Consider the following 22,324-nt stretch of genomic DNA (forward strand, 5'->3'; position numbering starts at 1 on the left):
TGTTCCGGCTACATGAACGATCATTTTGGTTTAATGCAAAAGGGGTATTTTAGGCCTTCGGGCGGTATTTTTTCTACTTTTGCGGACAGCAATTGAGCTGCTTGTAAGGATGAACACACCACTACGCAAAATAATACATGTTGATATGGATGCCTTTTTTGCATCGGTTGAGCAGCGCGATGATCCGAACCTGCGTGGTAAGCCGGTGGCTGTTGGCGGTGATCATACGCGTGGGGTAGTGGCTGCAGCCAGTTACGAGGCGCGTCGCTATGGTGTCCGGTCGGCCATGCCCTCGGTCGTGGCCAAGCGCAAATGTCCCGATTTAATTTTTGTGCGGGGCAACTTTGAAAAGTACAAGGCCGTGAGCCAGCAAATCCGCGAGATTTTTTTTGAGTACACCGACCTGGTGGAGCCGCTTTCGCTGGACGAGGCCTTTCTGGATGTGACTTTTGCCCGTAAAGGGAAGCCTTCGGCCACGCTGATTGCCCGCGAGATCAAGCAACGGATCAAGGAGGCCACGGGGCTAACGGCTTCGGCAGGTGTTTCGTACTGCAAGTTTCTGGCTAAAATTGCTTCGGATGAGAAAAAGCCCGATGGCCTGTTTGTGATAACCCCGGAGGAGGCTCAGGCTTTTATTGAGCGGCTGGAGGTGCGCAAATTTTTTGGAATCGGGAAAGTTACGGCCGAGAAACTCAACAAGCAAGGTATTTACTTTGGAGCTGATTTGAAGCAAATGGGCTTGCAGGAACTGATTCGTCAGTTTGGGAAGTCGGGTCAATATTACTACAACATTGTGCGGGGAGTGGATGATCGGCCCGTGGTGCCTTCGCGCGAGCGCAAGTCGCTGGGGGCGGAGCATACCTTTGGAACGGATTATTATTTACTGGCTGACCTCAAGGAGCAGATGCAGAAAATAGAGGAAGAACTTTGGCAGCGCTTACAGCGGGCGCAAAAGTTTGGGCGTACCCTGACCCTAAAAGTAAAGTTTGCCGATTTTGAGCAGATTACCCGTAGCAAAACCTTGTTGCATAAAATTGAATCGGCACAGGTATTGCACCAAACGGCGCTGCAGCTGCTTCAGGCCGAGGAACCTTATGTGAAGGGCGTGCGTCTCTTGGGGTTAACGGTCTCCAATTTTGATGATCCGCGCCTGGAAGCCGTGCAGTTAACCCTCGATTTTTGAACCACCCGGTTAGTTGATTTTCCGTGTTTTAGCTGCTTGGGGAAGCTCAAAATAGAAGGTGGATCCTTTGCCTTCGACAGACTCTACCCACACGTTGCCGTTCAGTAAGCCGGCAATTTCCTTGCAAATGGCCAGCCCAAGTCCAACACCGCTGTATTTTCGGGTATTGGAGTTGTCCACCTGGCGAAACCGCTCAAAAATAAGCTCCTGCATATCCAACGGAATTCCAATTCCCTCATCTTTTACCGCAAAAGTAATGGTGCTGCCCTTTAACCGGTAACTGAACTCAATGACCCCTTCATCCGAATACTTAACAGCATTGCTCAGCAGGTTTGATAAGAGCTGGATCAGCTTGGTCTTATCGGTGTAGAGTTCAATCTTATGGTTTGTATCTGGGAGTGGGAATATAGTGCATAGCTTTTTATTTCCATTTTTCTGAAGTTCACCTTCGAGGAAAAAACGCAGGTTCTTTAGTAAATCATCGAAACAGAAGGTTTCGGCTTTTATTCTAGCTTGTTTGGACTGAAGCATGGTTAAATTCAGTATAGACTCAATGAGCGACAGCAGATGGTTACCACTGTCGAAAATAATCTTACTCATGTCCAGCAAGTCTTTTTTTGAAATACTATCGTCCATTAATTGGCTAAATCCGATGATGGCATTTAATGGTGTTCGCAGCTCGTGAGATATGATAGACAAAAAAGCTGACTTTAATTCGTTGGCTTGTTCCGCTTTTTCTTTGGCCTGAATCAGTTCGGCTTCAATGGCTTTTTGTTTGGTAATGTCGCTTGCAATACCGCGAAGCCCCGATATGGCTCCTCTATTCACTTTGGGATGCACCGAAATTCGAAGCCAGACTGTTTGATTGTTTTTGGTGTTTGGCTGAAATTCGAAGGGAGTACTATCCGGAGAGTTTAAAAACTGATCGAACTCCTTGCGCATTCGTGAAACATCACTGGGTGAGACCACACTCATAAAATGTTTACCCAGATAAAAATCAGGAGAGTAGCCAGTAATCGCTTCAACACTTGGACTGATGTAGCTAAAGTTCCAGGCATCGTCTAATTCATAGATAATGTCATTGATACTTTCGACCAGGTTTTGATATTTTTCCTGACTTTGTTTTAATTCTTGTAAGGCTTTTGTGCGAAGGGTGATGTCCAGCAAGGAGGCTACTGACATGGTAGTTCCGGGAATCATATCAATGCTTATTACAACATGATGATGTGTACCCTGTTTGCTAATTAGCGTGCAGTCATATTGTCTGGGGGGATTTTCCCCGGGGCTTCTTCGTTCCTTATCGTATTGGATCATTCTGGGAAGATCCTGAGGAGAAACAAAATCCATCCACTGAATTTTGTTGTCCAGGTCGAACTGGGTAAATCCTGAAAGCTTTTTAAAAATGTCGTTCATCTGCACAATCTCATGCTTCTCGTTGAGGATGCAGGTAGCAGTTCCGGTATTGTTGAAAATTGTTTTGTACCAGTTTTTCCGCTCTTTTAGTTCTTTTTCATTTTGTTTACTTTTGGTTACGTCACGTGCAATGCCGAGCACGCCAACGAGTTCTCCATTGGAATCGAACATGGGGGTCTTGACTGTTTCAAGCAAAGCCTGATGTCCGTCACTGGCAAAGGTTACCCATTCTAAATTGGTATTTGATTGATTGGCTTGGATGGCTGCCAAATCATTTTTATTAAACCAATCAGCTTGAGTTTTATTCTCAAAATCATAATCGGTTTTTCCAATAATATCTTCTTCTTTTGCGCCAATAAATTGCTCAAACTGGTAGTTGCAGTTGAGGTAGGTACCTTGAGGATCTTTCAGCCAAATCAGGTCCGGAATTGTTTCAAACACAGTCTGCAGGTGCAACTGTTCATTTTGAAGTTTTAGCTGGGCTTTCTTTCGATCGGTTATATCTACCATAAAGCCTTCGAGTGTGTCTATAACCCCGTCTTGATTGGGAATACCAATGCCTTGTTCCCAAACCCATTTCTCCTCTCCGGATTTAGTTTTGATCCGGTACTCAAGGGTAAACCGTTCCTTGTTGAGTACTGCCTGTTCAAGTTGCTTCTGAATAGATGGCAGGTCTTCCGGGACAATAAGATTAATAAAAGCCAGATCGCGGTTCATGAGCAGTTCGCCTGCCTGATATCCTGTTATGGAATAAACCATCTTACTTAAAAATAGCATGGTGTAGTGGGTATCGAGACAACATTGATAAACAATACCATGCAGGTTCCCTAGCAAGGTGGATAGTCTTCGGTTGGTTTCTCTCAATTGGTTTTCTACTTGATATCGATCTGAAATATCGAATAAAGAAATATGTACATTGCTGTAGCTTTTTAAATGGTTTTCATGGCTTATCCATTTCATCAGACAATAGACAGACTCCCCATTCGATTTTATTACAGGTAGCTCAGTTATCAGTTCTTTTTCATGACGTTGGATCGTTTCAAGTGTTTCAATAATGCATTTGTAGCCAGATGGATGAAAGAGGTCGAATAAGGTTGAAATCTTTCGGTTATTCAGTAATTTATCAGCAGCATGATTGCATCTAGTAACCTGAACCTGTTTGATTAGTGCAAAGAATTCCTTTGGATGTTGATCAAAATAGTCATGTAAATTGGTGATCCCTTGCTGATTTAACTCGACCATTCGTTTGTACACTTTTGAATAATCTTGTTCCCAAGCAGGAACCGAAAGCGAATTGATATCCTCAAAATTAGTAGGATTAAATTCGCTTTCGGTTTTATATGTGGCTACCCTTGTCTGCTTCTTCTTGTATTCGTAAAGCTTTTTTTCAAGCATGGAATTTTTGAGCTTCTGCTCTTCCAGTTGTCGCTTTAGTTGTTGTACATCTTCATTTTCTTTGGTCTGTCCTTCAAGCTCTCCGGTGAAATTATACATACTCCTTCATTTAGTGACAACACAGTTTAAAAGTATTGAAAGGGGAGCCAAAATAGATATATTATTTCAATTTATGGTAGCTACTTTTAATCATTCTGGGACTTTTTTATTTTAGAGCTGAAAGGCTTGCAAACGCGCCATGGTTTGGTAATAGTTTTTTTCTATTTCCAAATAAGCATCCATGGTTTCGTAATAAAAAGCCAGTTCATTGAAATACTCAATCACGGACATTTGTCCCAGAGCAAGTGCTTTGTCCAGGAAACCAACATTGGCAGATTCTTTCAGCGTTTGCTGGTATTCATCGCGTATGGTGGCATATTTCTTCACCTGCTGATACAACTTGGTGGTTTCGTTCAGAATGGCCGCAATTCTCGCATTGTAGCGGTTGGTTTCATACAGTGCCTGGGCTTTGGCATGCTGCACCTTGTTTTTATCCTTCCACAGAGGGATGGCCACTCCGGCTTTCAATCCGCGATAGGTTCCGTCCGGGGCACGCTCGCCTTCATAGGATATTTCAAGGTTGGGCAGCCAGTTGTTTCTGGCCAGTTTAACATTCATATCCGCTATCTTTTGCGCTTGTTTCAGGTAGCGAAGCTCCGGTTGTTGGCCCTGAATTTCGTCCAGTATATTGCCCAGCGGCGGAAGTTCTTGGTCGTCCAGCAAAGGCAACTCCTGTGGTGTCAGTTCTTTGCCGGCCAATAGTTCCAGCTCCTTTAGCGTGCTTTCAATGGATTGCAGCAGCAACTGGTAATTGCTTTTGATCATTAAATTCTGAATGCGGGCCTTATTGACATCCAGCACCGAAGTATTTCCCTGGTCAAACCGGGCCTGATACGACTGGTAAATTCGGGTAGAATGCTCCAGGCGATTTTCATACTCTGCCTTTTGCTTCAATAAAAAGGCATAGTCGTAGAATTTGAGCTTGGCTTCCAAAAGTTTATCCTGACGGAAGACCTGATACTCCATATCGCTGAGTTCGCCGCGATTGTTTGCCAGTTTTTTGCGAATGCCGTAAACCGTCGGGAAATCAAACGACTGGCTGATTCCATAAATGGTTTTTGTGCCCATGGCATCGTTGCTTCCCGGAAACCGACCATATTCTACGGTCGGGTTATCGGGGGTGAGCTCGGTCTGAAATCCAGCTTTTTCGGCCTCCGACAGTTTTCGTGCAGCCTGCAATTCCTGGTTATTTTCTTCCACTAACTGCAAAAAATTGTCCAGCCCGGGTTGGGCCGAAGCAGCCAGTGTAATGAAACTTAATAGTAATAGGATGAGGGTCTTCATGATTCTGATTTTACGTCCTGTTTTTTCTGAAATAAGTAATAAATAATGGGCACGATGTAGCTATTCAACAAGGTTGAACTTAACAAGCCACCCAGAATAACAATGGCCATAGGGCTTTGAATCTCATTGCCCGGTTTATCTCCGGCAAGGGCCAGTGGAATTAATGCCAGGGCTGCAGTTAAAGCCGTCATCAAAATCGGATTGAGCCGGTCGGCCGATCCTTCAATGATGCGCTCTTTCAGACTAACAAGCTGGCCGGAAAGCGACTGGTAGCGCGAAATCAGCAAGATGCCGTTTCGGGTGGCAATTCCAAACAGGGTAATAAAACCGATGATGGATGGAATGCTGATTACTCCGGAAGTAAACCAGATGGCTATCACTCCGCCAATCAAGGCCAGCGGGAGGTTAATCAGAATAATCAGAGCCAGCTGTGTATTTTTAAATTCCACATAAAGTAAGATGAAAATAATCAGCAAGGCTCCGAGCGAGGCAATGAGCAAAATACGGGATGCCGAAGCTTCACTTTCAAACTGACCACCATATTCAATGTGGTAATTTTCCGGCAGGTCGATGTTTACATCAACACGATCCTGAATGTCGTTCACTACGCTGCGTACATCACGATTGGCGACATTGACGGCAACCACAATTTTGCGCATCACATTTTCGCGGCCAATGGTGTTGGGCCCAAAAGTCGATTGAATGTCGGCTACATACGAAAGGGGCACTTTTTGTCCATTCGGAGTGTCGATTAAACCATTCTGAATGGCCTCAATCTGGTCGCGGTATTCATCATCAAAGCGAAGGACAAGATTGAACGCTTTTTCATTCTCAAAAACATCCGATATCTTTTTTCCGGCGTAGGCGTAGTCCACAAACTCCAAAAGCTCATTGACCGAGATGCCGTAGCGCGCCAGCATTTCCCGGCGGGGCTTTATTTGCAACTGCGGAATTTCAATCTGTTGCTCCACGCTCAAGTCTCCAATGCCTTCGATGTCTTGAATCTCATCGCGAATTTGATTGGCCAGGCGAAACAGATCATTCAGGTCCGTTCCGAAAAGCTTGATGGCAATGTTGGTTTTTGAGCCCGAAAGCATGGCGTCAATCCGGTGACTGATGGGCTGGCCAACTTCAATGGAGATGCCATCGATGCTGTTGAGTTTTTCCCGAACTTCGTGAAGAAATTCTTCGCGCGAGCGGTCTTCCAGTTGGTAAGGAGCATCAATCTCTGAAACATTTACCCCAAATGAATGTTCGGCCATTTCGGCCCGCCCGGTACGCCGGGCAACGCTGCTAATCTCCGGAATAGTGAGCAGAAGTTTTTCGGCCTGAGTGCCTATTTTATTGCTTTCTTCCAGGTTAATGCCGGGCATGGTGGTTGTGTTAATGGTTAACGATCCTTCGTTAAACGGAGGAAGGAAGCTTCGTCCAAAACCGGTAAGCAGCAACATCGTAAGTACAAAGGCCGCGATGGAAACACCCAGTACCATTTTGCGGTAGCGCAAGGCTTTGTCCAGCGTGGAGGTATAATGGTGTCTCAAAAAACGCTCAACACGGCTGCCCCGGGCTTGTTTTTGCAAACGTTTTTCATCGGTGAGCAAATAGCTGGAGAGCACAGGAATCACCGTCAGTGCCACAAAAAGCGAGGCAAAAAGCGAAACAATGTAGGCGATTCCCAGCGGTTTAAGCATGCGTCCTTCCATGCCTGACAGGAAAAACAAAGGAACAAAAGCGACAATGATAATGAGAGTGGCATTGAGAATCGAGGCACGGATTTCAACGGAAGCCTTGTAAATTACCTTAAACACGGAGTGCTGATCTGCCTTAGGGAGCAAACTGTTTTCGCGCAAGCGTTTAAAGACGTTTTCCACATCAATGATGGCATCGTCTACCAGCGATCCGATGGCAATGGTCATTCCACCCAAAGTCATGGTATTGATGGAAATTCCCATCCATTTCATGGCCAGAATGGCAACCAGCAAGGACAGGGGAATGGCCAGTACCGAAATAAGCGTGGTCCGGAAGTTCATCAGGAAAACAAACAGAATAATGACCACAAAGATACCGCCTTCGATCAGGGCTTTCTGAACATTGTTGACCGATGTTTGAATGAACTTGGCCTGTTCGAAAATGTCGGTGTGAATGCCAACATCAGCCGGAAGCGTTTTTTGCAAGTCGCTCAATGACTCATGGATTTTCTCGGTTAGCTCCAGCGTATTGACATTGGGTTGCTTGGTGATGGTCATAATGATGGCATCTTCAGCTCGATAGGCGCCATCACCAATTTTAGGTGCTGCCCCGATTTTAACGGTCGCCACATCGCTGACTTTCACCGGCATTCCATCATTCATTTTTACGAGGTTGTTCCCAATCTCATCGGTGCTGTTGCTGCGTGCAATGCCCCGAACGAGGTATTCCTGGCCGTGCTCATTCAAAAAACCACCGGAAACATTTTCGTTGGAAAACTGGCAGGCTTCAATCAGTTCTGAAAAAGATACTTTATGGAAAGCCATTTTTAACGGATCGGCCAGCACTTGAAACTCTTTCAGCTCGCCGCCAATAATGGCCACCTGAGCCACTCCTCCTACCGAAAGCAGGCGCGGACGAATATTCCATTCGGCCAGGGTACGTAAGTCCATGGGAGAGGTTTCGTCGGCCGTAAGGGCAATCATCATGATTTCACCCATGATGGAAGACTGGGGGGCCAGGGTGGGGGAACCCACTCCGGTTGGCATTTGGTCGGCAATGGTAGCCAACTTTTCGCTTACAATTTGACGGGCATTGTAAATGTCCATGTTCCAGTCAAATTCAACCCAAACAATGGAGAAACCCATGGCTGAGGAACTCCTGACACGACGTATATTGGTTGCGCCGTTTACCGCCGTTTCAATCGGGAAGGTAACCAGGCGTTCTACTTCTTCGGGAGCCATGCCATTGGCTTCGGTTAGCACCACAACCGTTGGGGCATTCAGGTCCGGAAAGACATCGACCTCCATTTCGGTGCTCACAAAAATTCCAGCGCCAAGAATAAGGGTGGTCATAATCAGCACGACCAACCTGTTCTTCAGCGAATAGTCTATAATTTTATTCAGCATAATTAATCAGTTGAATGTTAGTGTTGGTGACTGTGTGCCGGCAGCGCATTCGACATGGATGCCAGTTTGATCTGGTAAGGGTTTTTGGTGGCCACATGATCGCCAACTTCCAGCCCGTCTACAATGTGGTAGTTTTCGCCGTCGTTACAGTCGATGGTCAGGTAATGTTTCTGGAACTCTTCACCTTCTTCGGCAAAAACATAATACCTACCGGCTTCTTCCAGCAGAGCAGACTTGGGAATGACAATCGCATTGGGGATTGCCGCTGTCTTCAAATAGATTTCTACAAAGGAGCCGGCCAGCAAATTACCCACATTATCAACTTCAAAATAGACGGGAGTAAACAGGGAGTTATCACCGGTTGTTTTGCCGTAGGAAATCAGTTTGCCGTTCAACGCTTCGGTTTTATGCAACTGCTGGTCGTAGACAGTAATGAAGTTGGCTGATTGAATTTGGGGCAGCATGCTGAAATAGCGCTGCGGAACATCAGCTTGAATCACCAGCCGTTTGTTTTTGGTGATTTTGACCAAGGCTTGCCCTCTGCTTACGTATTGTCCTTCGGTAACCAGGATGTCTTTTATAAAACCGCTGGTTGAGGCTGTTATGTTTTGACCAGCTGCCGTGTAGTTTTTACGTACAATGTCGTAATTATTTTGGGCTATTTCATAGGTCATTTTGATGTCAGCTAACTCTTTATCCGAAGTAATTTTGTCTTCATTCAGCGCTTGTGCCCGTTCATAATTGGCTTTAGCTGTTTCGTAGCTGGTTTTCAATTCAATGAAGGTGGTTTCAATGTTGTCATTGATCATGCCTTTGCCCGAGATGGTAACCAGCTTTTGCCCGCTACGCACAGCCTTGCCCGGAAACAGTGCTTTGTCTCCAAAAACGACGATGCCATCGTGGGTGGCTGTCAGGGTAATTTCATCGCCTTGTGCAGCCATAATTTTACCACTGCAGTGAATCACCTCCTGAAAGTCCTGCGGCTTAATTTCAATGATTCCGTAGGCATCGTCATCTTCATGAGCATGGGCCTCTTCACTGTGGTCATGTGCATGATCTCCTTCACAGTCGCTGTGATCATGTTCCTCGGCTTCATGGTCATGTCCTTCATGCTCATCTGCCGGGCTTTCATGGTCGTGATCATGCCCCTCATGATCTGCATGGTCATGTGCTGTTGATTCTTCCTGGTGATTGTGTCCTTCGGTGTTATGGGTGCACGCTGACGCCCAAAGTAAATAACCCATTATTAATAAGGGGAATACTAATTTCTTCATGATTAGGATATTAAATCGTTTTTTCAGTTACTTACTGAAAAATGAATTGGATGTAAATAAAATTGATGTAGGGGTGGAGTTATCTTAACATGGGAGGACCACGGGAAGCTGCGCGGGAAAGAAAACAGTATGAATAGTGGTTCGACCACGAATCATAGTGGGTAAGCTGGTCTTGCGGAAAAAGGTAAATACGCAGGATCGAACTGACCAGGTAGCTGTAGTTCAGTACCAATTTGGAAATGGATGTCGTTGCAACAGTAGTGAAGTTACAACCTTGGCAATCTTCATGTTGATGCTCTGCCTGGCATAAGCTTAATGCCAGCGAATGATCCACAAACAGGGCTTTATTACCCGAAGGAACCTTAGGGCTGTGGCTGCATTCCTGCTCACAACTAAGCTCCTCGGCATGATGATGGTGCGGAATGACGCTATGCCCGATGATTACCAGCATCGCCATCCACATAAACAAGGCTCCTATATGTCTGTTTTTCTGAACCATTTACTTAAACTGCTTCACAAAAATACATTTTTCATTTAAATAGAAAAGGATTTTGCCGGTTTCCTCAAGAAGGTGTGCCAACGTGTTCATCCATTTTTGTCCGATCGTTTCAGTTTGAGAACACGAAAGCAAGGCGGAGATTTTAAAATGTAACGTTAGCGCTGTGTTAACTTTTAAATTGACATGCAAAAAAGTTGGTTTTTAGTGTTTTGTGAGTTTGTTTTCAATTTTATTGAGAAAAATACTTACAAATCTTTTATTTTTAAAAAACATGTAACTACTTTTGAACCGAATTAGAACGCAAGAATAGCGCAAATGAAATTCCAGACTTCTGTATATAAAATGATGATGACAGCATGTGCCATGATGATGTGTATGTGTTGCAATCTTTTTATGCAGAAGGGGGAAAAGATATGATTTGACTATACGTTAAAATAACAATCGTAGGAAAGGCCCTTCTGTACAAACAGGAGGGCCTTTTTTTATGTTCAAAATTAACATCCAAGGAGTATGAGAGAGAAAGCTTATCGCAGTGTGGTTAAGACGATTTCATGGAGAACGGTGGGGACCATTGACACCATCCTGATAGCCTGGCTGGTGATCGGGCGGCTGGAATTTGCCGTGACTATTGGCGGAATTGAATTGTTTACCAAAATGGTGTTGTACTATTTCCACGAACGAACCTGGAACAAAATCAAGTTTGGACGGCTGGATGATTCAGACATCGAATACCAAATCTAAGAAACCATGGAAAAGAACTTTTTACCCATCGCACTGAATATTTCCGGAGAGAAGATCTTAATCATCGGAGGAGGGCAGTCGGCCTGGAGCAAGATTCAGATTCTGCAACGCTTTGATGCTGATCTGGAAGTTGTAGCGCTGCAGGTTTGTCCGGAAATAAAAAACAGCGGCATCCCTTTCAAGATAAAGGCCTACGATAAGGCTGACCTGGATGGTTATTTGATGTTTTATTCGTGCACCAACAATCCCGAACTGGACGCCCGGATTGCTCAGGATGGCAAGGAAGCCGGAGTGTTGGTTAATATTCACGATAATCCGGCTCTTTGCCAGTTTGTTTCGCCCGCAATCTACCAAAACGAGAGCGTGCGTGTGGCTGTCAGCTCCAATGCGAAAGATGTTTATGCGTCTATTCGTGTTCGCAATGAAATAAAAGAATTTTTAGAATCCCAAACAGATAAAGACCAGAACAATGAGTATTAAATTATCCCCATTAAACGATGTTCAACTGAAAGCACTGGAGCAGCTCACCCAGGGAATTCAGCCTGAACAGGCCATTTGGCTGAATGGCTATTTTCAGGGATTGGCCGGAGGCTTAACTACGGCAAAATCGGCGGTTCAACTTCCGCAGGATGATGAGGCCACCGGCACTGTTGAGAAACTTCCCCTGACCATTTTGTATGGCACGCACACCGGACGAAGCGAGGCATTGGCCAAGGCTCTTTGTGAGCAGGCCCGTGCACAAAATATAACTTGCCTTTTAAAACCGATGGACGATTATAAACCCAAGCAACTGAAGGAAGAGAAAAACCTGCTGGTGATTGTAAGCACCCACGGCGAGGGCGAACCTCCTGAAATGGCGGAAGACTTTTACGAGTTTATTACCGGTAAGCGGGTGCCTAAACTGGATGGGTTGAATTATGCCGTATTGGCTTTGGGCGATAAGAGCTACAAGCTGTTTTGCCAAACCGGGATTGAAATTGACCAGGCCCTGCAAAAAGCCGGTGCCCGGACGTTGGTGCCTCTGGTAAAATGCGATGTTGATTATGAATCGGATGCTGCCCGATGGACTCAGGATGTACTAGCTGAATTGGGCAAATTGCAGCCTCAGGCACCGGTTGTCGCAGCAGTACCGGCAACAGCTAAAGGGGGAGAGGAGTATTCCAAAAAGAACCCGTTTAAGGCATCCGTGTTGGATAAAGTGCGTATTACCGGTCGCGATTCGGATAAGGAAGTTTATCATTTGGAATTTGGGCTGGAAGGTTCCGGCATTACCTACGAACCGGGTGATGCGCTTGGAGTGATTGCTCAAAACCCACCTCAGCTGGTGAAGGAAATTATCAAAAGCCTGGGGGTAATTGATACGGAAGTGGTTGAAACCCGCATTGGAAAGCTGCCTTTTAAGGAGGCCTTGGAACACGATTATGAAATCACCTTGTTAACGCGTGATCTTATTCAGAAATATGCTGAAAAGACCAAAGACAAAAAGGTGAAAGCCATTGCGGAATCTGACGAAAAGCTGGATCAGTACCTATACGGACATGATGTGCTCGACCTCCTTCAGGAGTTTCCGGCCAGGCTGACCGCTACCGAATTTTTGGAGATGCTGCGTCCGCTGCCACCACGTCTGTACAGCATTTCGTCGAGCCAAAAGGCCGTGGAAGATGAAGTACACATCACGGTGTCACGTGTTCGTTACGAAAACAAAGGGCGCCAGCGTTACGGCGCTTGTTCCACCTTCCTGGCTGATCGGCTGGAAGTGGATGACCAGGTGCTCATCTACATCGATAAAAATCCGAATTTCCGCCTGGCTAAAAATGGGAAGCCAATTATCATGGTTGGTGCCGGAACAGGAATTGCTCCTTACCGGGCTTTCTTGCAGGAACGCGAATCGGGCAACCAGAAAGGAAAAAGCTGGCTGTTTTTTGGAGAACGGCGCTTTTCGTCCGATTTTCTGTATCAGCTTGAATGGCAAAAATACCTGCAAAAGGGCTACCTCGAAAAAATTGACCTGGCTTTCTCGCGCGATCAGAAGGAGAAGGTTTACGTTCAGCATAAGCTAAAAGAACAGCAAGAGGAATTGTTTCGTTGGCTGGAAGATGGTGCTAGTTTTTACTTGTGTGGCGACATGAAATACATGGCCAAAGATGTGCAGATTACGCTGTTGGATATCATCAAAACACAAGGAGGGATGACCGATAAGAAGGCCCGTGCCTATTTCAAAAAGCTGAAGAAGGAAAAACGATTTATGGCCGATGTGTATTAAGAAGACGACCCCCATCAACGAAGTTTCCTGAAACAGAATCAGGACGAAAGCATAAACACAAAACTAAAGACAGACGATTATGAGCGATACTATAGATTGGAGCAAACTGGCAGAAGTGGAACGCATAAAATACGAGAGCAACTACCTTAGAGGAACTTTGGAGGAGAGTTTGGCCGACGAAGTTACCGGCGCTATTGCGGCCGATGATACGCAGTTGTCGAAATTCCACGGCATTTATCAGCAACACGACCGTGATTTGGAGAAGGAACGTAAACGCCAAAAACTGGAGCCGGCCTTTTCATTTTTGATTCGGGTGCGCCTGCCTGGAGGTGTGGCCAGCCCCGCGCAGTGGTTACAAATGGATCAGTTGGCAGATACCCATGCCAACGGAACATTGAAGCTGACGACCCGTCAGGCTTTTCAATTGCACGGGGTGATCAAGAAAAATCTGAAACCAACCATCCGTGGAATTAATGAGGCCTTGATGGACACCATTGCCGCTTGTGGCGATGTGAATCGAAATGTGATGTCGCATGCTAACCCCGCTGAATCGGAATTGCACGCGGCGGTTTATAAACTGGCCGGCGATATTTCTGCTCACCTGACCCCTCAAACGTCAGCGTATCACGAAATTTGGCTGGATAAGCAGAAAGTAGCCGACAGCAAAACCGAAGTGGAGCCCATTTATGGCAATCGCTATTTGCCACGAAAATTTAAGACTGGTGTCGCCATTCCTCCGTACAACGATGTGGACATTTTCTCGCAGGACCTGGGCTTTATAGCTATTGAAGAGGATGGGAAACTGCTTGGTTACAATGTTACTGCCGGCGGTGGGCTGGGCTCAACCTTTGGAATTCCCGAAGCTTATCCCCGTCTGGCCGATGTTATTGGTTTTTGCACGCCCGAGCAGGCGGTAGATGTAGCCGAGAAAATCGTGCTGGTGCAAAAAGACCATGGTGACCGAACCAACCGCAAGCAGGCTCGCTTGAAATACACCATCGACCGCAAAGGGCTGGATTGGTTTAAAGCAGAAGTGAACAAGTATTTAGGCTATGATCTGCAGCCGGCCAAACCGTTCAAATTCATCCGCAATGGCGATCGTTACGGTTGGAAGCAAGGTGCCGATGGAAAATGGAGTTTGAACCTGTTTGTTGAGGGCGGCCGGGTAAAAGATACCGACACGCTTCAGTTGAAGACAGCCCTGCGCGAAGTGGCTGAACAAGTGAAAGATGCCCAGTTTATTCTCACCGGAAACCAAAACCTGATTATTGCCGGAACCAGCGATAAAGACGTAGTGAACCGGATTATGAGCAAGTATGGGGTTTGGCCCATGCCTTTGTCTGGTCTTCGTCAAAACACCATTGCCTGTGTGGCTCTGAATACCTGTGGACTGGCTTTTGCCGAAGCCGAGCGCTACCTGCCAAGCCTGGTTGGAAAGATTGAAACCATTTTGGAAGAATATGATTTGCTGAAACAGGAAATTGTGATTCGCATGACGGGCTGCCCCAATGGCTGCGGACGTCCATACCTGGCCGAGATTGGTTTCATCGGAAAATCACTGGGGCATTACAACCTCTATTTGGGAGGGAATTTCAACGGTACACGTTTGAATACCCTCTACAAGGAAACTCTTTCCGAAGAAGAAATACTGGCTGAGCTGCGGCCCATTATTGCCGATTATGCCATCAGCAGAGAAGAAGGCGAAGGCTTTGGTGATTTTGTAATTCGGAAGGGATACGTTAAGGAAACCAAACAAGGAAAAGATTTTAAACATTGAAACGGAGGGAATCATGGAATTACCGGCAATATTTATAGGTAGAAAATTATCAGCATTGACCCGAAAATGGCTGGTCAGCGAGCAGATTCGTTTTATTGAGCAGCCGCTGATTCGGATTACATATCGTAAACCGGATGTCGCCTTATTTAATTCCTGGCAAGGCAGCAGTAAAAAGTGGGTGGTAACCAGTTCGTATGCAGCCCACTGGCTGTTGCGTTTTGCGGATCGTATTGGCTTTGAAAAAGGAGAGCAGGTGTATTGCCTTTCAGAAAAGCAGGAAGGAATTTTAGCACGTTGTGGGGTGAAGGTCCTACGGCCTGCATCGCCCAATGCCTATGCTTTGGCCGAGCTGCTGCTGAAGGAGGATAAGCATAAAAAGATTGTTTACCTGCGCGGAAATAAATCGCTTAATCCTTTGGAGGAAATGTTGGATCAATACCAGCAGGATTGGCAGGCTGTAGAAGTCTACAAAAATACCTCCATCGAAATTTTGATGAATGAGGTGTTTGACGGCTACCTGTTTTTTAGCGAGAGCGCCATTAAGAGCTACAAGGCGTCGGGTAATTTCCCGCCACCCAAGGCTCCGGTTCTAGCCAATGGCAACCGGACGGCGCAGGCTGCCTGGGCCGAATTCCCTAACTTAGTTCTCGAGTCGCATGAGCAGGAAGAGCTTTCGTTTGTTAAATATGCGATTCGGCGGATTACCGAGAAATTGAATGAGCCGGAACCCAAGCACCGAATCATCATTGAATAAAGGTGTCACAGGCTGTTTGCCGGAAACTAGAAAGAAATAAACGGTTTAAAAGAAAGGTAATAATGAAACGAATTTCCATATTAGGTTGTGGCTGGCTGGGCTTTCCCCTGGCCGGGCAATTGCTTGCCAAGGGTTTTGAGGTAAAAGGGTCGGTGACCAGCCGATCGAAGTTGAAAACGCTGAAGGCCGCCGGAATAAAGCCCTACCGCCTGGTGCTTGACGTCGATAAGGTTCAGCTGAAAGATCAGTCGTTTTTTGATACGGACCTGGTTATTGTGGCTATACCTCCCAAACGCGATGCGTATATCGAAACCATTTTTCCGGAGCAAATCAAGCAGTTGGTGAAGTTGCTGGAAGAATTTCAGGTGCCACGGGTACTGTTTATCTCCTCCACCTCGGTTTACAATGAGCTGGACGGAGTGGTTCGCGAGGACGATGTTTTGCTGCCCGAAAAATCATCGGGGAAAGCGCTGGTGCTGGCGGAGTACCTGTTGACCAGTAATTCGCATTTTAAAACAACCGTGCTTCGATTTGGCGGTTTGATTGGAGCCGACCGGAATCCGGCGCGCTTTCTGAGTCGTAAAACAACAGCCATCAGTGGCTCCAAGCCCGTAAACCTGATTCATTTGGAGGATTGCCTGCAGATTATTCAACGCATCATCGACAAGCAGCTTTGGGGCGAAACCCTGAATGCCTGCTGTCCGGCTCATCCATCGCGTCAGGAGTTTTACGAGAAAGCCGCAGCGGTATCCGGTGTGCCGGCACCTGCCTTTCATGATGAACCAGAGCCTTACAAATTGGTGGACAGCAGCAAGCTGATGCATCTGCTCGATTACCAGTTTATTTATCCAAGTCCGATAGATTACCTGGAACAAGTTGTGCGTAGCGAGTAGAAAGTAGTTAGGAGGAAAAAGTATCCATGTCAAGAACTAAAACAGAGCACTCAAACAAGGAGGCACGAAGCCCGAAAAACCACTTGATTTCCATTGTGGGCGCAGGGCCGGGAGATCCGGAATTGCTTACCATTCGGGCTCTTCGCCGGCTGGAACAGGCGGATGTGATCCTGTACGATGCCTTGCATGGCACCGGGATTTTGGAGCTGGCAAAACCGTCAGCCCTGAAAATTTATGCCGGCAAACATTACCAGGATGGTCAGCACCAAACCGAGCGGCAGGACAACATACACCGCCAGTTGAAACAATTTGCTGGGGAAGGCAAGCGGGTGGTGCGCTTGAAAGCAGGCGATCCTTTTATTTTTGGGCGGGGCGCCGAAGAACTGGCCTTTTGTTTTCAGGAAAAACTAAATGTGGAAGTCGTGCCGGGCATTACAGCCGGACTGGCTGCCGCCAGCTGTTTTCACATTCCGGTAACGCTGCGAAATGTCAATAGCATGGCCCTGTTTTATACGGGGCATAAACGCAACGGCGGTTTTGAAAACATGGATGAAGTAGCTGCGGTAATCAAAGCCAAAGCTCCGGTTATGGTTTACATGGGCCTGAAAAACCTGCAGCTGCTGGCCAGCGAATTGCAGCGCCGGGAAGTTTCGGGCGATGTACCGCTCCAAATCGTTAGTCGGGTAGGGCACCCCGATCAGCAGTTGTTCACCTCTTCCCTGGCACAAATTGAATCGGATTTAACTCGAATCGATCCTCCGATGCCATCGGTTATCCTCATTGGTAGCCATGCCCATCAGGTTACCGCAACCACCGTATTTTAATCCAGCTTACACACTTTAAGAGTCAACTCTATTCTTCTCCTTAGGAGAATTACTTCCCAATAAAGACGAAATGGTCTTAATTTCGAAACATTAAAAATGTTTTCAAGGTATATTCTTGTAAACGTTTTTAAATCTTAAAGTTATGCGAAAGTTTACTGTGTTTCTTTTTGTTCTTGGGCTTCTGATTACAACATCTTGTGAAAGAGCAGATTTTCAGGATGGTTTTTCAGAGGAAGTCGCGTTAAAAAGTGCTGAAATGAAAATGACCCGGAATTTCAGGGCTCATCTCTCTTCCGATCAGGAGGTCGCTGCTGTTCCGGTAGAATCCATGGCTACGGGGCAGGCAATTTTCCAGCTAAGCAAAGATGGAATGAGTTTGCACTATAAGTTGATTGTTGCAAATCTGGAAGATGTTTTGATGGCGCATATCCACATGGCACCTGCCGGTGCTAATGGAGGTGTTGTGGCCTGGCTGTATCCATCAGGTCCTCCTCCGGCGCTTCTGGCTGGAACAACAAACGGAATACTGGCTGAAGGAACGATTATGGCAGACCATTTGGTAGGCGATTTAGCCGGAATGACACTGCATGATTTGGTTAAGGAGATGAAGAAGGGTGGAACTTATGTCAATGTGCATACCAGCGCGTATCCTGCGGGTGAAATACGGGGCCAAATTAGTGGAGAGTAAGATTTGTTTTATGTTTTTTTTAAGCCTCTCACGCGCGTTGAGGGGCTTTTGTTTTTTTGTTTTCAGCCACATAGCCTGTCCGAATAAAAACACGGGAGGATTTAATCGTTATTTACTTGCATTTTTTGGTGAACTGTTACTTTATTTAAGCTGTTTAAGTGCTGGAAGATTTTAAAAAATAACCATGGATTCAGTATTTATTCAAGTACAACAAGCCTTGGGAAAACCGTATAGAGATCTGAATTTTTTGCTGAAGTGCTTTGCCGAAGTTTTAACGGAAAGCAACAAGCAGGAATTAGTGACTTATATTCCCTGGATCAGCCCTTCAGTAGAACCCCCTCAGCATTTATTACTTAGCAGCGACTATATTCACATGCAATCCATGTGTTTTCAGCTACTCAACCTGGTGGAAGTGAATGGAGCCGTGCAAAGCCGGCGAACCAAAGAGGAGGAGGACATGAGTCATGTGAATGGCTTGTGGGCCATCAACTTCAAAATGCTGAAGGAGAAAGGGATTACCGAGCAGCAAATTCTGGAGGTTTTGCCTCAGGTGTTGGTTGAGCCTGTGCTTACCGCGCATCCTACCGAAGCCAAGCGCTCGGTGGTGCTGCAGGAGTACCGCAAATTGTATTTGCTGCTGCTTAAGCGCGAAAACCAGATGTATACCCGGATTGAGCAGGACGATATCCGGGACGAGATTAAGCAAATTCTTCACCGCCTGTGGAATATTGGTGAAATATATATTGAAAAGCCCCGGCTGGAGTCGGAGCTGGACAACATTCTGCATTACCTTACCGAGGTGTTTCCGGATGTGGTTGTTTTACTGGACAAGCGCCTGAGGCAAGCCTGGAAAGAGTCTGACTTTGACCTTTCGCTGTTGAACGACTGCGATTTGTTTCCGGGGCTGGCCTTTGGAAACTGGGTGGGCGGCGACCGCGACGGACATCCGCTGGTAAGTCCGGAGATTACCCGCATGACCTTGACCAAGCTGCGGACCCATGCGTTTATCATTGTTAAAAAAGAATTGCTGGCCCTGGCGCAAAAACTAAGCATTTACCTCGATATTGAGGAGGTAAGCGATGCCTTTGCCTGGCGTGTTCGGCAATTGGCCGAGGAGCTGGAAGGCCCCGGACAAAAGATTCTTCACGAACACAACAAGGAAATTTTCAAGGCTTATGTGATGCTTTTGCTTCACAAAATACCGATTGATTTAAGCCAGGAATACAACATGAAACTGGATGACCGGCCCAACAGTTACCAAAATTCCGATCAGCTGATTGAAGACCTGAATGAGTTGGGCAGGGAAATGGTGCACTACGGCATTCCGGAAGTGGCTCAGGTGGATGTGGGGCGCTGCAAACGCTTGCTGAAAGTGTTTGGCTTTCATTTGGCGCAGCTGGATATCCGGCAGAACAGCCAGTACCACGAAAAAGCCCTTTCGCAGCTGGTGGTGGCTTCGCTGGGCGAGAACAAAGACAGCCGGATGGGCGCGTCACTTGAGGGAAAGCGGGCCTTTTTGGACACGGAACTGAAAACCAACCGGCCGTTTCTGGTGAACCATACCGACATTGGTGCGGAAGCCCGCAATGTGATTGAAAGTTTGCAGGTGGTGAGTGACCACGTCAACAAATACAGCTCCCGGTCCATCGGGAAGCTCATTATCAGCATGACCCGGAACACCGAAGATTTGCTGACCGTTTACCTCTTTATGCGCGAAGTTGGTCTGGCTTTGAAACACGGGCAATGGCTGGCGGCCAAGCTGCCGGTGGTTCCGTTGTTTGAAACCATTGAGGATTTACAGGCCAGTCCGGCCATTCTGGACGATTTCCTGAGTCATCCGGTGGTGAAAAACAGCCTGAAGTACCAGCAGGAACTGCGTCAATCCGAGCAGCTTTACCAGGATGTGATGATTGGCTACAGCGACAGCAATAAAGACGGTGGAATTTTGGCCAGCAGCTGGTTTTTGCACGAAGCGCAGCAACAACTAACGGAAGTAGGCCGGAAACATGGCGTCATCATCCGGTTTTTCCATGGTACCGGTGGAAGCATCAGTCGGGGATCGGGGCCTTCGCACTGGTTCATTAAAACCCTGCCGCTGGGCTCCATCAACGGAAACCTGCGGGTTACCGAACAGGGCGAAACCATCGAACGCAAATATGCGCACAAGGTGAATGCGGCCTATAATCTGGAACTGATGCTGGCCAGCGTGACGGCCCAGTCGCTCTTGCACAAACATTTTCCGGAGGAAAATGAAGAGGTGGCGGGCTTGTTTCATCAGCTGGGGGAACGGGGACGCACTTTTTACCGCGAACTGATTGGCGATCCCGATTTCATTCGGTTTTTTGCCGAGGCCACACCCATCGATGTGATTGAGTCGAGCAAAATTGGCTCGCGGCCTGCACGGCGAACGGGTAAACGCTCGATGGACGATTTGCGGGCCATTCCGTGGGTGTTTAGCTGGTCGCAGTCGCGCTTCAACATTACGAGTTGGTACGGCGTGGGTTCGACCCTGAAAGAACTTCAAACCCAAAAATCAGAAGAATACGACAAACTGTGCCGACTGGTGGCTTACGATCCGTTTGTGCGCTACGTCATTACCAACCTCGATTCGAGCCTGGCATCGACCGACGAAAAAATCATGGATAAGTATGCCAGTTTGGTTGAAGATGCCGCTATTCGCGAACGCCTGATGGGACGCATCAAGCAGGAATTGAGCTTAACGCGCGAAATGTTGAGTGATTTACTGCAAAAACCAATTTACGAAAGACGAAAAAATCATTATTTTTCAACCCTGTTGCGGGCCGAAGCTCTAAATAATTTACATGAAGCCCAAATCCAACTGCTCCGCAAGTGGCGGACAAGCAGAAGCAAGCAATTACCAGAGGAAAAAGATCATCTTTTTGCTTTGCTCCAATGTGTGAATGCGATTGCCAACGCACTGGGTTCAACCGGATAAAAACGATTGAGAATGAATAGTACGATTGACAAGCGCATCAAAGCGCTTTTTCCGAATGCCTTGCCGCATGAGCAGGTAATCAATGAATATTACTACCGGATGATTACGGAATTTGGTATGGAAATGGATAAAACCATTGCCGCCGTTTCGCTTTGTCCCGACGAGCTGAACAACGTAGTCATTGAAAAAATTCGAAGTTATTTTGGCAATGTGTTTCACCTGGGAGGCCTGGCCGGCTATCCGTTTTCGGGCGAAACCGGTTTTAACGCTTTCGGCGATCACATTCCCGACAATGGAACCGCCTTTATCTTTTTCGGACCGCACCTGGCCATCGATGAAAAAAGCCTCGGCTTTGTGCACCGCATCGGGCAGGCGCGTGGCACCCTTTCCTGCGGCGCGGCCTTTGGAGCTTACCGCATGTTGCTGGAGCAACCCGGCGAGCCGGTGGTTTTAAACCCCGACGATTATCAGCAAGGCCGCATCCGGCAAATGCTGGCGCCCAAGCTCGATCTTATTCCCACGCTGCAGCCCGAACCCAAGGTGATGGATATTCTGTTTGACGAAAGCCATGAGTTTATCGTCCGCCAATCGCAACGCATCAAGGAACGCTTTAAAGCCGAAAAGGTGGTATTGATGGGCGCTTTTGTGGTAAACACCCCCTTGCACATGCCCGACTACCTGCAGGTGAAGTATTTCGAACAACTGTAGATTGTTTGTATCATACTGCTGATCGGATGACTCGAAGTTCATCCGGTCAGTCAATAACACCGGCAAGAGATGTCGCTGTTCTATGCGTGTCGGTTTAGTCACGGCCTCCCCAATCAAAAAGTAAAGGCATGACGGTTTAGTCACATCCTCCCTAACCAAAAAGTAAAGGCATGACGATTTAGTCACGGCTTCTCCAACCAAAAAGTGAAGGCGTGACGGTTTAGTTATGACCTCCTCAATTAAAAAGTAAGAGCATGTTGGTTTTCTTATTTGCTTAGCAAAAATCATTCAGACAGATGTTTAACTCATGCCGTTTCAAAACAAAGCCTGGAGATGAATTCGCCGATTAATATGTTGAAGAAAACATTTTGGCAGTAAAATAATTAAACTATTTTATTGTAAATTGTTGTACAATTAATCAATCAGTCGCTTTTTTATTTGATTTTTAGCTTGATTAAGAGACTGATAATCATACATC

The 22,324-nt window shown here is 46.6% G+C and carries 16 protein-coding genes; 11 read left to right on the forward strand and 5 right to left on the reverse strand.

What is annotated here, in order from left to right:
* The first annotated feature begins 109 nt into the window (after positions 1-109).
* On the forward strand, positions 110-1,183 hold the full coding sequence (gene dinB / locus ACRD6K_RS02145; RefSeq protein WP_430971889.1) for a DNA polymerase IV: 1,074 nt from the start codon (positions 110-112) through the stop codon (positions 1,181-1,183).
* 9 nt (positions 1,184-1,192) lie between these two features.
* Here the strand turns inward: dinB and ACRD6K_RS02150 are convergent, their stop codons facing one another.
* The 5 genes from ACRD6K_RS02150 to ACRD6K_RS02170 all read right to left on the reverse strand — a co-directional run bounded on the left by ACRD6K_RS02150 (position 1,193) and on the right by ACRD6K_RS02170 (position 10,242).
* On the reverse strand, positions 1,193-4,090 hold the full coding sequence (locus ACRD6K_RS02150) for a PAS domain-containing sensor histidine kinase (RefSeq protein WP_430971890.1): 2,898 nt from the start codon (positions 4,088-4,090) through the stop codon (positions 1,193-1,195).
* A 111-nt stretch (positions 4,091-4,201) separates the two neighbouring features.
* Entirely contained in the window at positions 4,202-5,374 is a 1,173-nt protein-coding gene (locus ACRD6K_RS02155) for a TolC family protein (protein ID WP_430971891.1), read from the reverse strand.
* Positions 5,371-8,469, reverse strand: coding sequence for an efflux RND transporter permease subunit (locus tag ACRD6K_RS02160; RefSeq protein ID WP_430971892.1), 3,099 nt, complete (start codon positions 8,467-8,469; stop codon positions 5,371-5,373). The genes ACRD6K_RS02155 and ACRD6K_RS02160 overlap by 4 nt, the downstream gene beginning before the upstream one ends.
* Positions 8,470-8,486: 17 nt before the next feature.
* The gene (locus ACRD6K_RS02165) at positions 8,487-9,743 is read right to left on the reverse strand and encodes an efflux RND transporter periplasmic adaptor subunit (RefSeq protein ID WP_299577568.1); all 1,257 of its coding nucleotides are present in this window, start codon (positions 9,741-9,743) and stop codon (positions 8,487-8,489) included.
* 79 nt (positions 9,744-9,822) lie between these two features.
* On the reverse strand, positions 9,823-10,242 hold the full coding sequence (locus tag ACRD6K_RS02170; RefSeq protein ID WP_430971893.1) for a DUF6769 family protein: 420 nt from the start codon (positions 10,240-10,242) through the stop codon (positions 9,823-9,825).
* A 510-nt stretch (positions 10,243-10,752) separates the two neighbouring features.
* Between ACRD6K_RS02170 and ACRD6K_RS02175 the strand changes: the two genes are divergently transcribed.
* The 10 genes from ACRD6K_RS02175 to ACRD6K_RS02220 all read left to right on the forward strand — a co-directional run bounded on the left by ACRD6K_RS02175 (position 10,753) and on the right by ACRD6K_RS02220 (position 21,846).
* Positions 10,753-10,983 carry a DUF2061 domain-containing protein gene (locus ACRD6K_RS02175; RefSeq protein ID WP_299577572.1) on the forward strand — a complete coding sequence of 77 codons (231 nt, stop codon included), beginning with the start codon at positions 10,753-10,755 and terminating at the stop codon, positions 10,981-10,983.
* Positions 10,984-10,989: 6 nt separating this feature from the next.
* Entirely contained in the window at positions 10,990-11,463 is a 474-nt protein-coding gene (locus ACRD6K_RS02180; RefSeq protein WP_430971894.1) for a precorrin-2 dehydrogenase/sirohydrochlorin ferrochelatase family protein, read from the forward strand.
* On the forward strand, positions 11,453-13,246 hold the full coding sequence (locus ACRD6K_RS02185) for an assimilatory sulfite reductase (NADPH) flavoprotein subunit (protein ID WP_430971895.1): 1,794 nt from the start codon (positions 11,453-11,455) through the stop codon (positions 13,244-13,246). Before ACRD6K_RS02180 ends, ACRD6K_RS02185 begins: the two co-directional genes overlap by 11 nt.
* A gap of 79 nt (positions 13,247-13,325) precedes the next feature.
* Complete coding sequence (locus ACRD6K_RS02190; protein WP_430971896.1) at positions 13,326-15,023, forward strand: NADPH-dependent assimilatory sulfite reductase hemoprotein subunit; 1,698 nt, start codon at positions 13,326-13,328, stop codon at positions 15,021-15,023.
* 13 nt (positions 15,024-15,036) lie between these two features.
* Complete coding sequence (locus ACRD6K_RS02195) at positions 15,037-15,777, forward strand: uroporphyrinogen-III synthase (RefSeq protein ID WP_430971897.1); 741 nt, start codon at positions 15,037-15,039, stop codon at positions 15,775-15,777.
* 62 nt (positions 15,778-15,839) lie between these two features.
* A complete protein-coding gene (locus ACRD6K_RS02200; protein ID WP_430971898.1) occupies positions 15,840-16,670 on the forward strand; it encodes an SDR family oxidoreductase in 831 nt (276 codons plus the stop codon).
* A gap of 26 nt (positions 16,671-16,696) precedes the next feature.
* Positions 16,697-17,494: a uroporphyrinogen-III C-methyltransferase gene (gene cobA, locus ACRD6K_RS02205; protein WP_430971899.1), complete on the forward strand. Its 798-nt coding sequence runs from the start codon at positions 16,697-16,699 to the stop codon at positions 17,492-17,494.
* A 142-nt stretch (positions 17,495-17,636) separates the two neighbouring features.
* Entirely contained in the window at positions 17,637-18,182 is a 546-nt protein-coding gene (locus ACRD6K_RS02210) for a CHRD domain-containing protein (RefSeq protein ID WP_299577586.1), read from the forward strand.
* A 184-nt stretch (positions 18,183-18,366) separates the two neighbouring features.
* On the forward strand, positions 18,367-21,138 hold the full coding sequence (locus ACRD6K_RS02215) for a phosphoenolpyruvate carboxylase (protein WP_430971900.1): 2,772 nt from the start codon (positions 18,367-18,369) through the stop codon (positions 21,136-21,138).
* Positions 21,139-21,150: 12 nt separating this feature from the next.
* Positions 21,151-21,846 carry a hypothetical protein gene (locus ACRD6K_RS02220; RefSeq protein WP_299577590.1) on the forward strand — a complete coding sequence of 232 codons (696 nt, stop codon included), beginning with the start codon at positions 21,151-21,153 and terminating at the stop codon, positions 21,844-21,846.
* The last annotated feature ends 478 nt before the right edge of the window (positions 21,847-22,324 follow it).

This window comes from Sunxiuqinia rutila, from assembly GCF_050589705.1.
Taxonomy (GTDB): domain Bacteria; phylum Bacteroidota; class Bacteroidia; order Bacteroidales; family Prolixibacteraceae; genus Sunxiuqinia; species Sunxiuqinia rutila.

Coding starts and splice junctions, on each gene's coding strand:
- ACRD6K_RS02170 (WP_430971893.1), bottom strand. CDS start 10,242: ATGGTTCAGAAAAACAGACATATAGGAGCCTTGTTTATGTGGATGGCG.
- ACRD6K_RS02200 (WP_430971898.1), top strand. CDS start 15,840: ATGAAACGAATTTCCATATTAGGTTGTGGCTGGCTGGGCTTTCCCCTG.
- ACRD6K_RS02210 (WP_299577586.1), top strand. CDS start 17,637: ATGCGAAAGTTTACTGTGTTTCTTTTTGTTCTTGGGCTTCTGATTACA.
- ACRD6K_RS02220 (WP_299577590.1), top strand. CDS start 21,151: ATGAATAGTACGATTGACAAGCGCATCAAAGCGCTTTTTCCGAATGCC.
- ACRD6K_RS02160 (WP_430971892.1), bottom strand. CDS start 8,469: ATGCTGAATAAAATTATAGACTATTCGCTGAAGAACAGGTTGGTCGTG.
- ACRD6K_RS02215 (WP_430971900.1), top strand. CDS start 18,367: ATGGATTCAGTATTTATTCAAGTACAACAAGCCTTGGGAAAACCGTAT.
- cobA (WP_430971899.1), top strand. CDS start 16,697: ATGTCAAGAACTAAAACAGAGCACTCAAACAAGGAGGCACGAAGCCCG.
- ACRD6K_RS02180 (WP_430971894.1), top strand. CDS start 10,990: ATGGAAAAGAACTTTTTACCCATCGCACTGAATATTTCCGGAGAGAAG.
- ACRD6K_RS02195 (WP_430971897.1), top strand. CDS start 15,037: ATGGAATTACCGGCAATATTTATAGGTAGAAAATTATCAGCATTGACC.
- ACRD6K_RS02165 (WP_299577568.1), bottom strand. CDS start 9,743: ATGAAGAAATTAGTATTCCCCTTATTAATAATGGGTTATTTACTTTGG.
- dinB (WP_430971889.1), top strand. CDS start 110: ATGAACACACCACTACGCAAAATAATACATGTTGATATGGATGCCTTT.
- ACRD6K_RS02155 (WP_430971891.1), bottom strand. CDS start 5,374: ATGAAGACCCTCATCCTATTACTATTAAGTTTCATTACACTGGCTGCT.
- ACRD6K_RS02185 (WP_430971895.1), top strand. CDS start 11,453: ATGAGTATTAAATTATCCCCATTAAACGATGTTCAACTGAAAGCACTG.
- ACRD6K_RS02175 (WP_299577572.1), top strand. CDS start 10,753: ATGAGAGAGAAAGCTTATCGCAGTGTGGTTAAGACGATTTCATGGAGA.
- ACRD6K_RS02150 (WP_430971890.1), bottom strand. CDS start 4,090: ATGTATAATTTCACCGGAGAGCTTGAAGGACAGACCAAAGAAAATGAA.
- ACRD6K_RS02190 (WP_430971896.1), top strand. CDS start 13,326: ATGAGCGATACTATAGATTGGAGCAAACTGGCAGAAGTGGAACGCATA.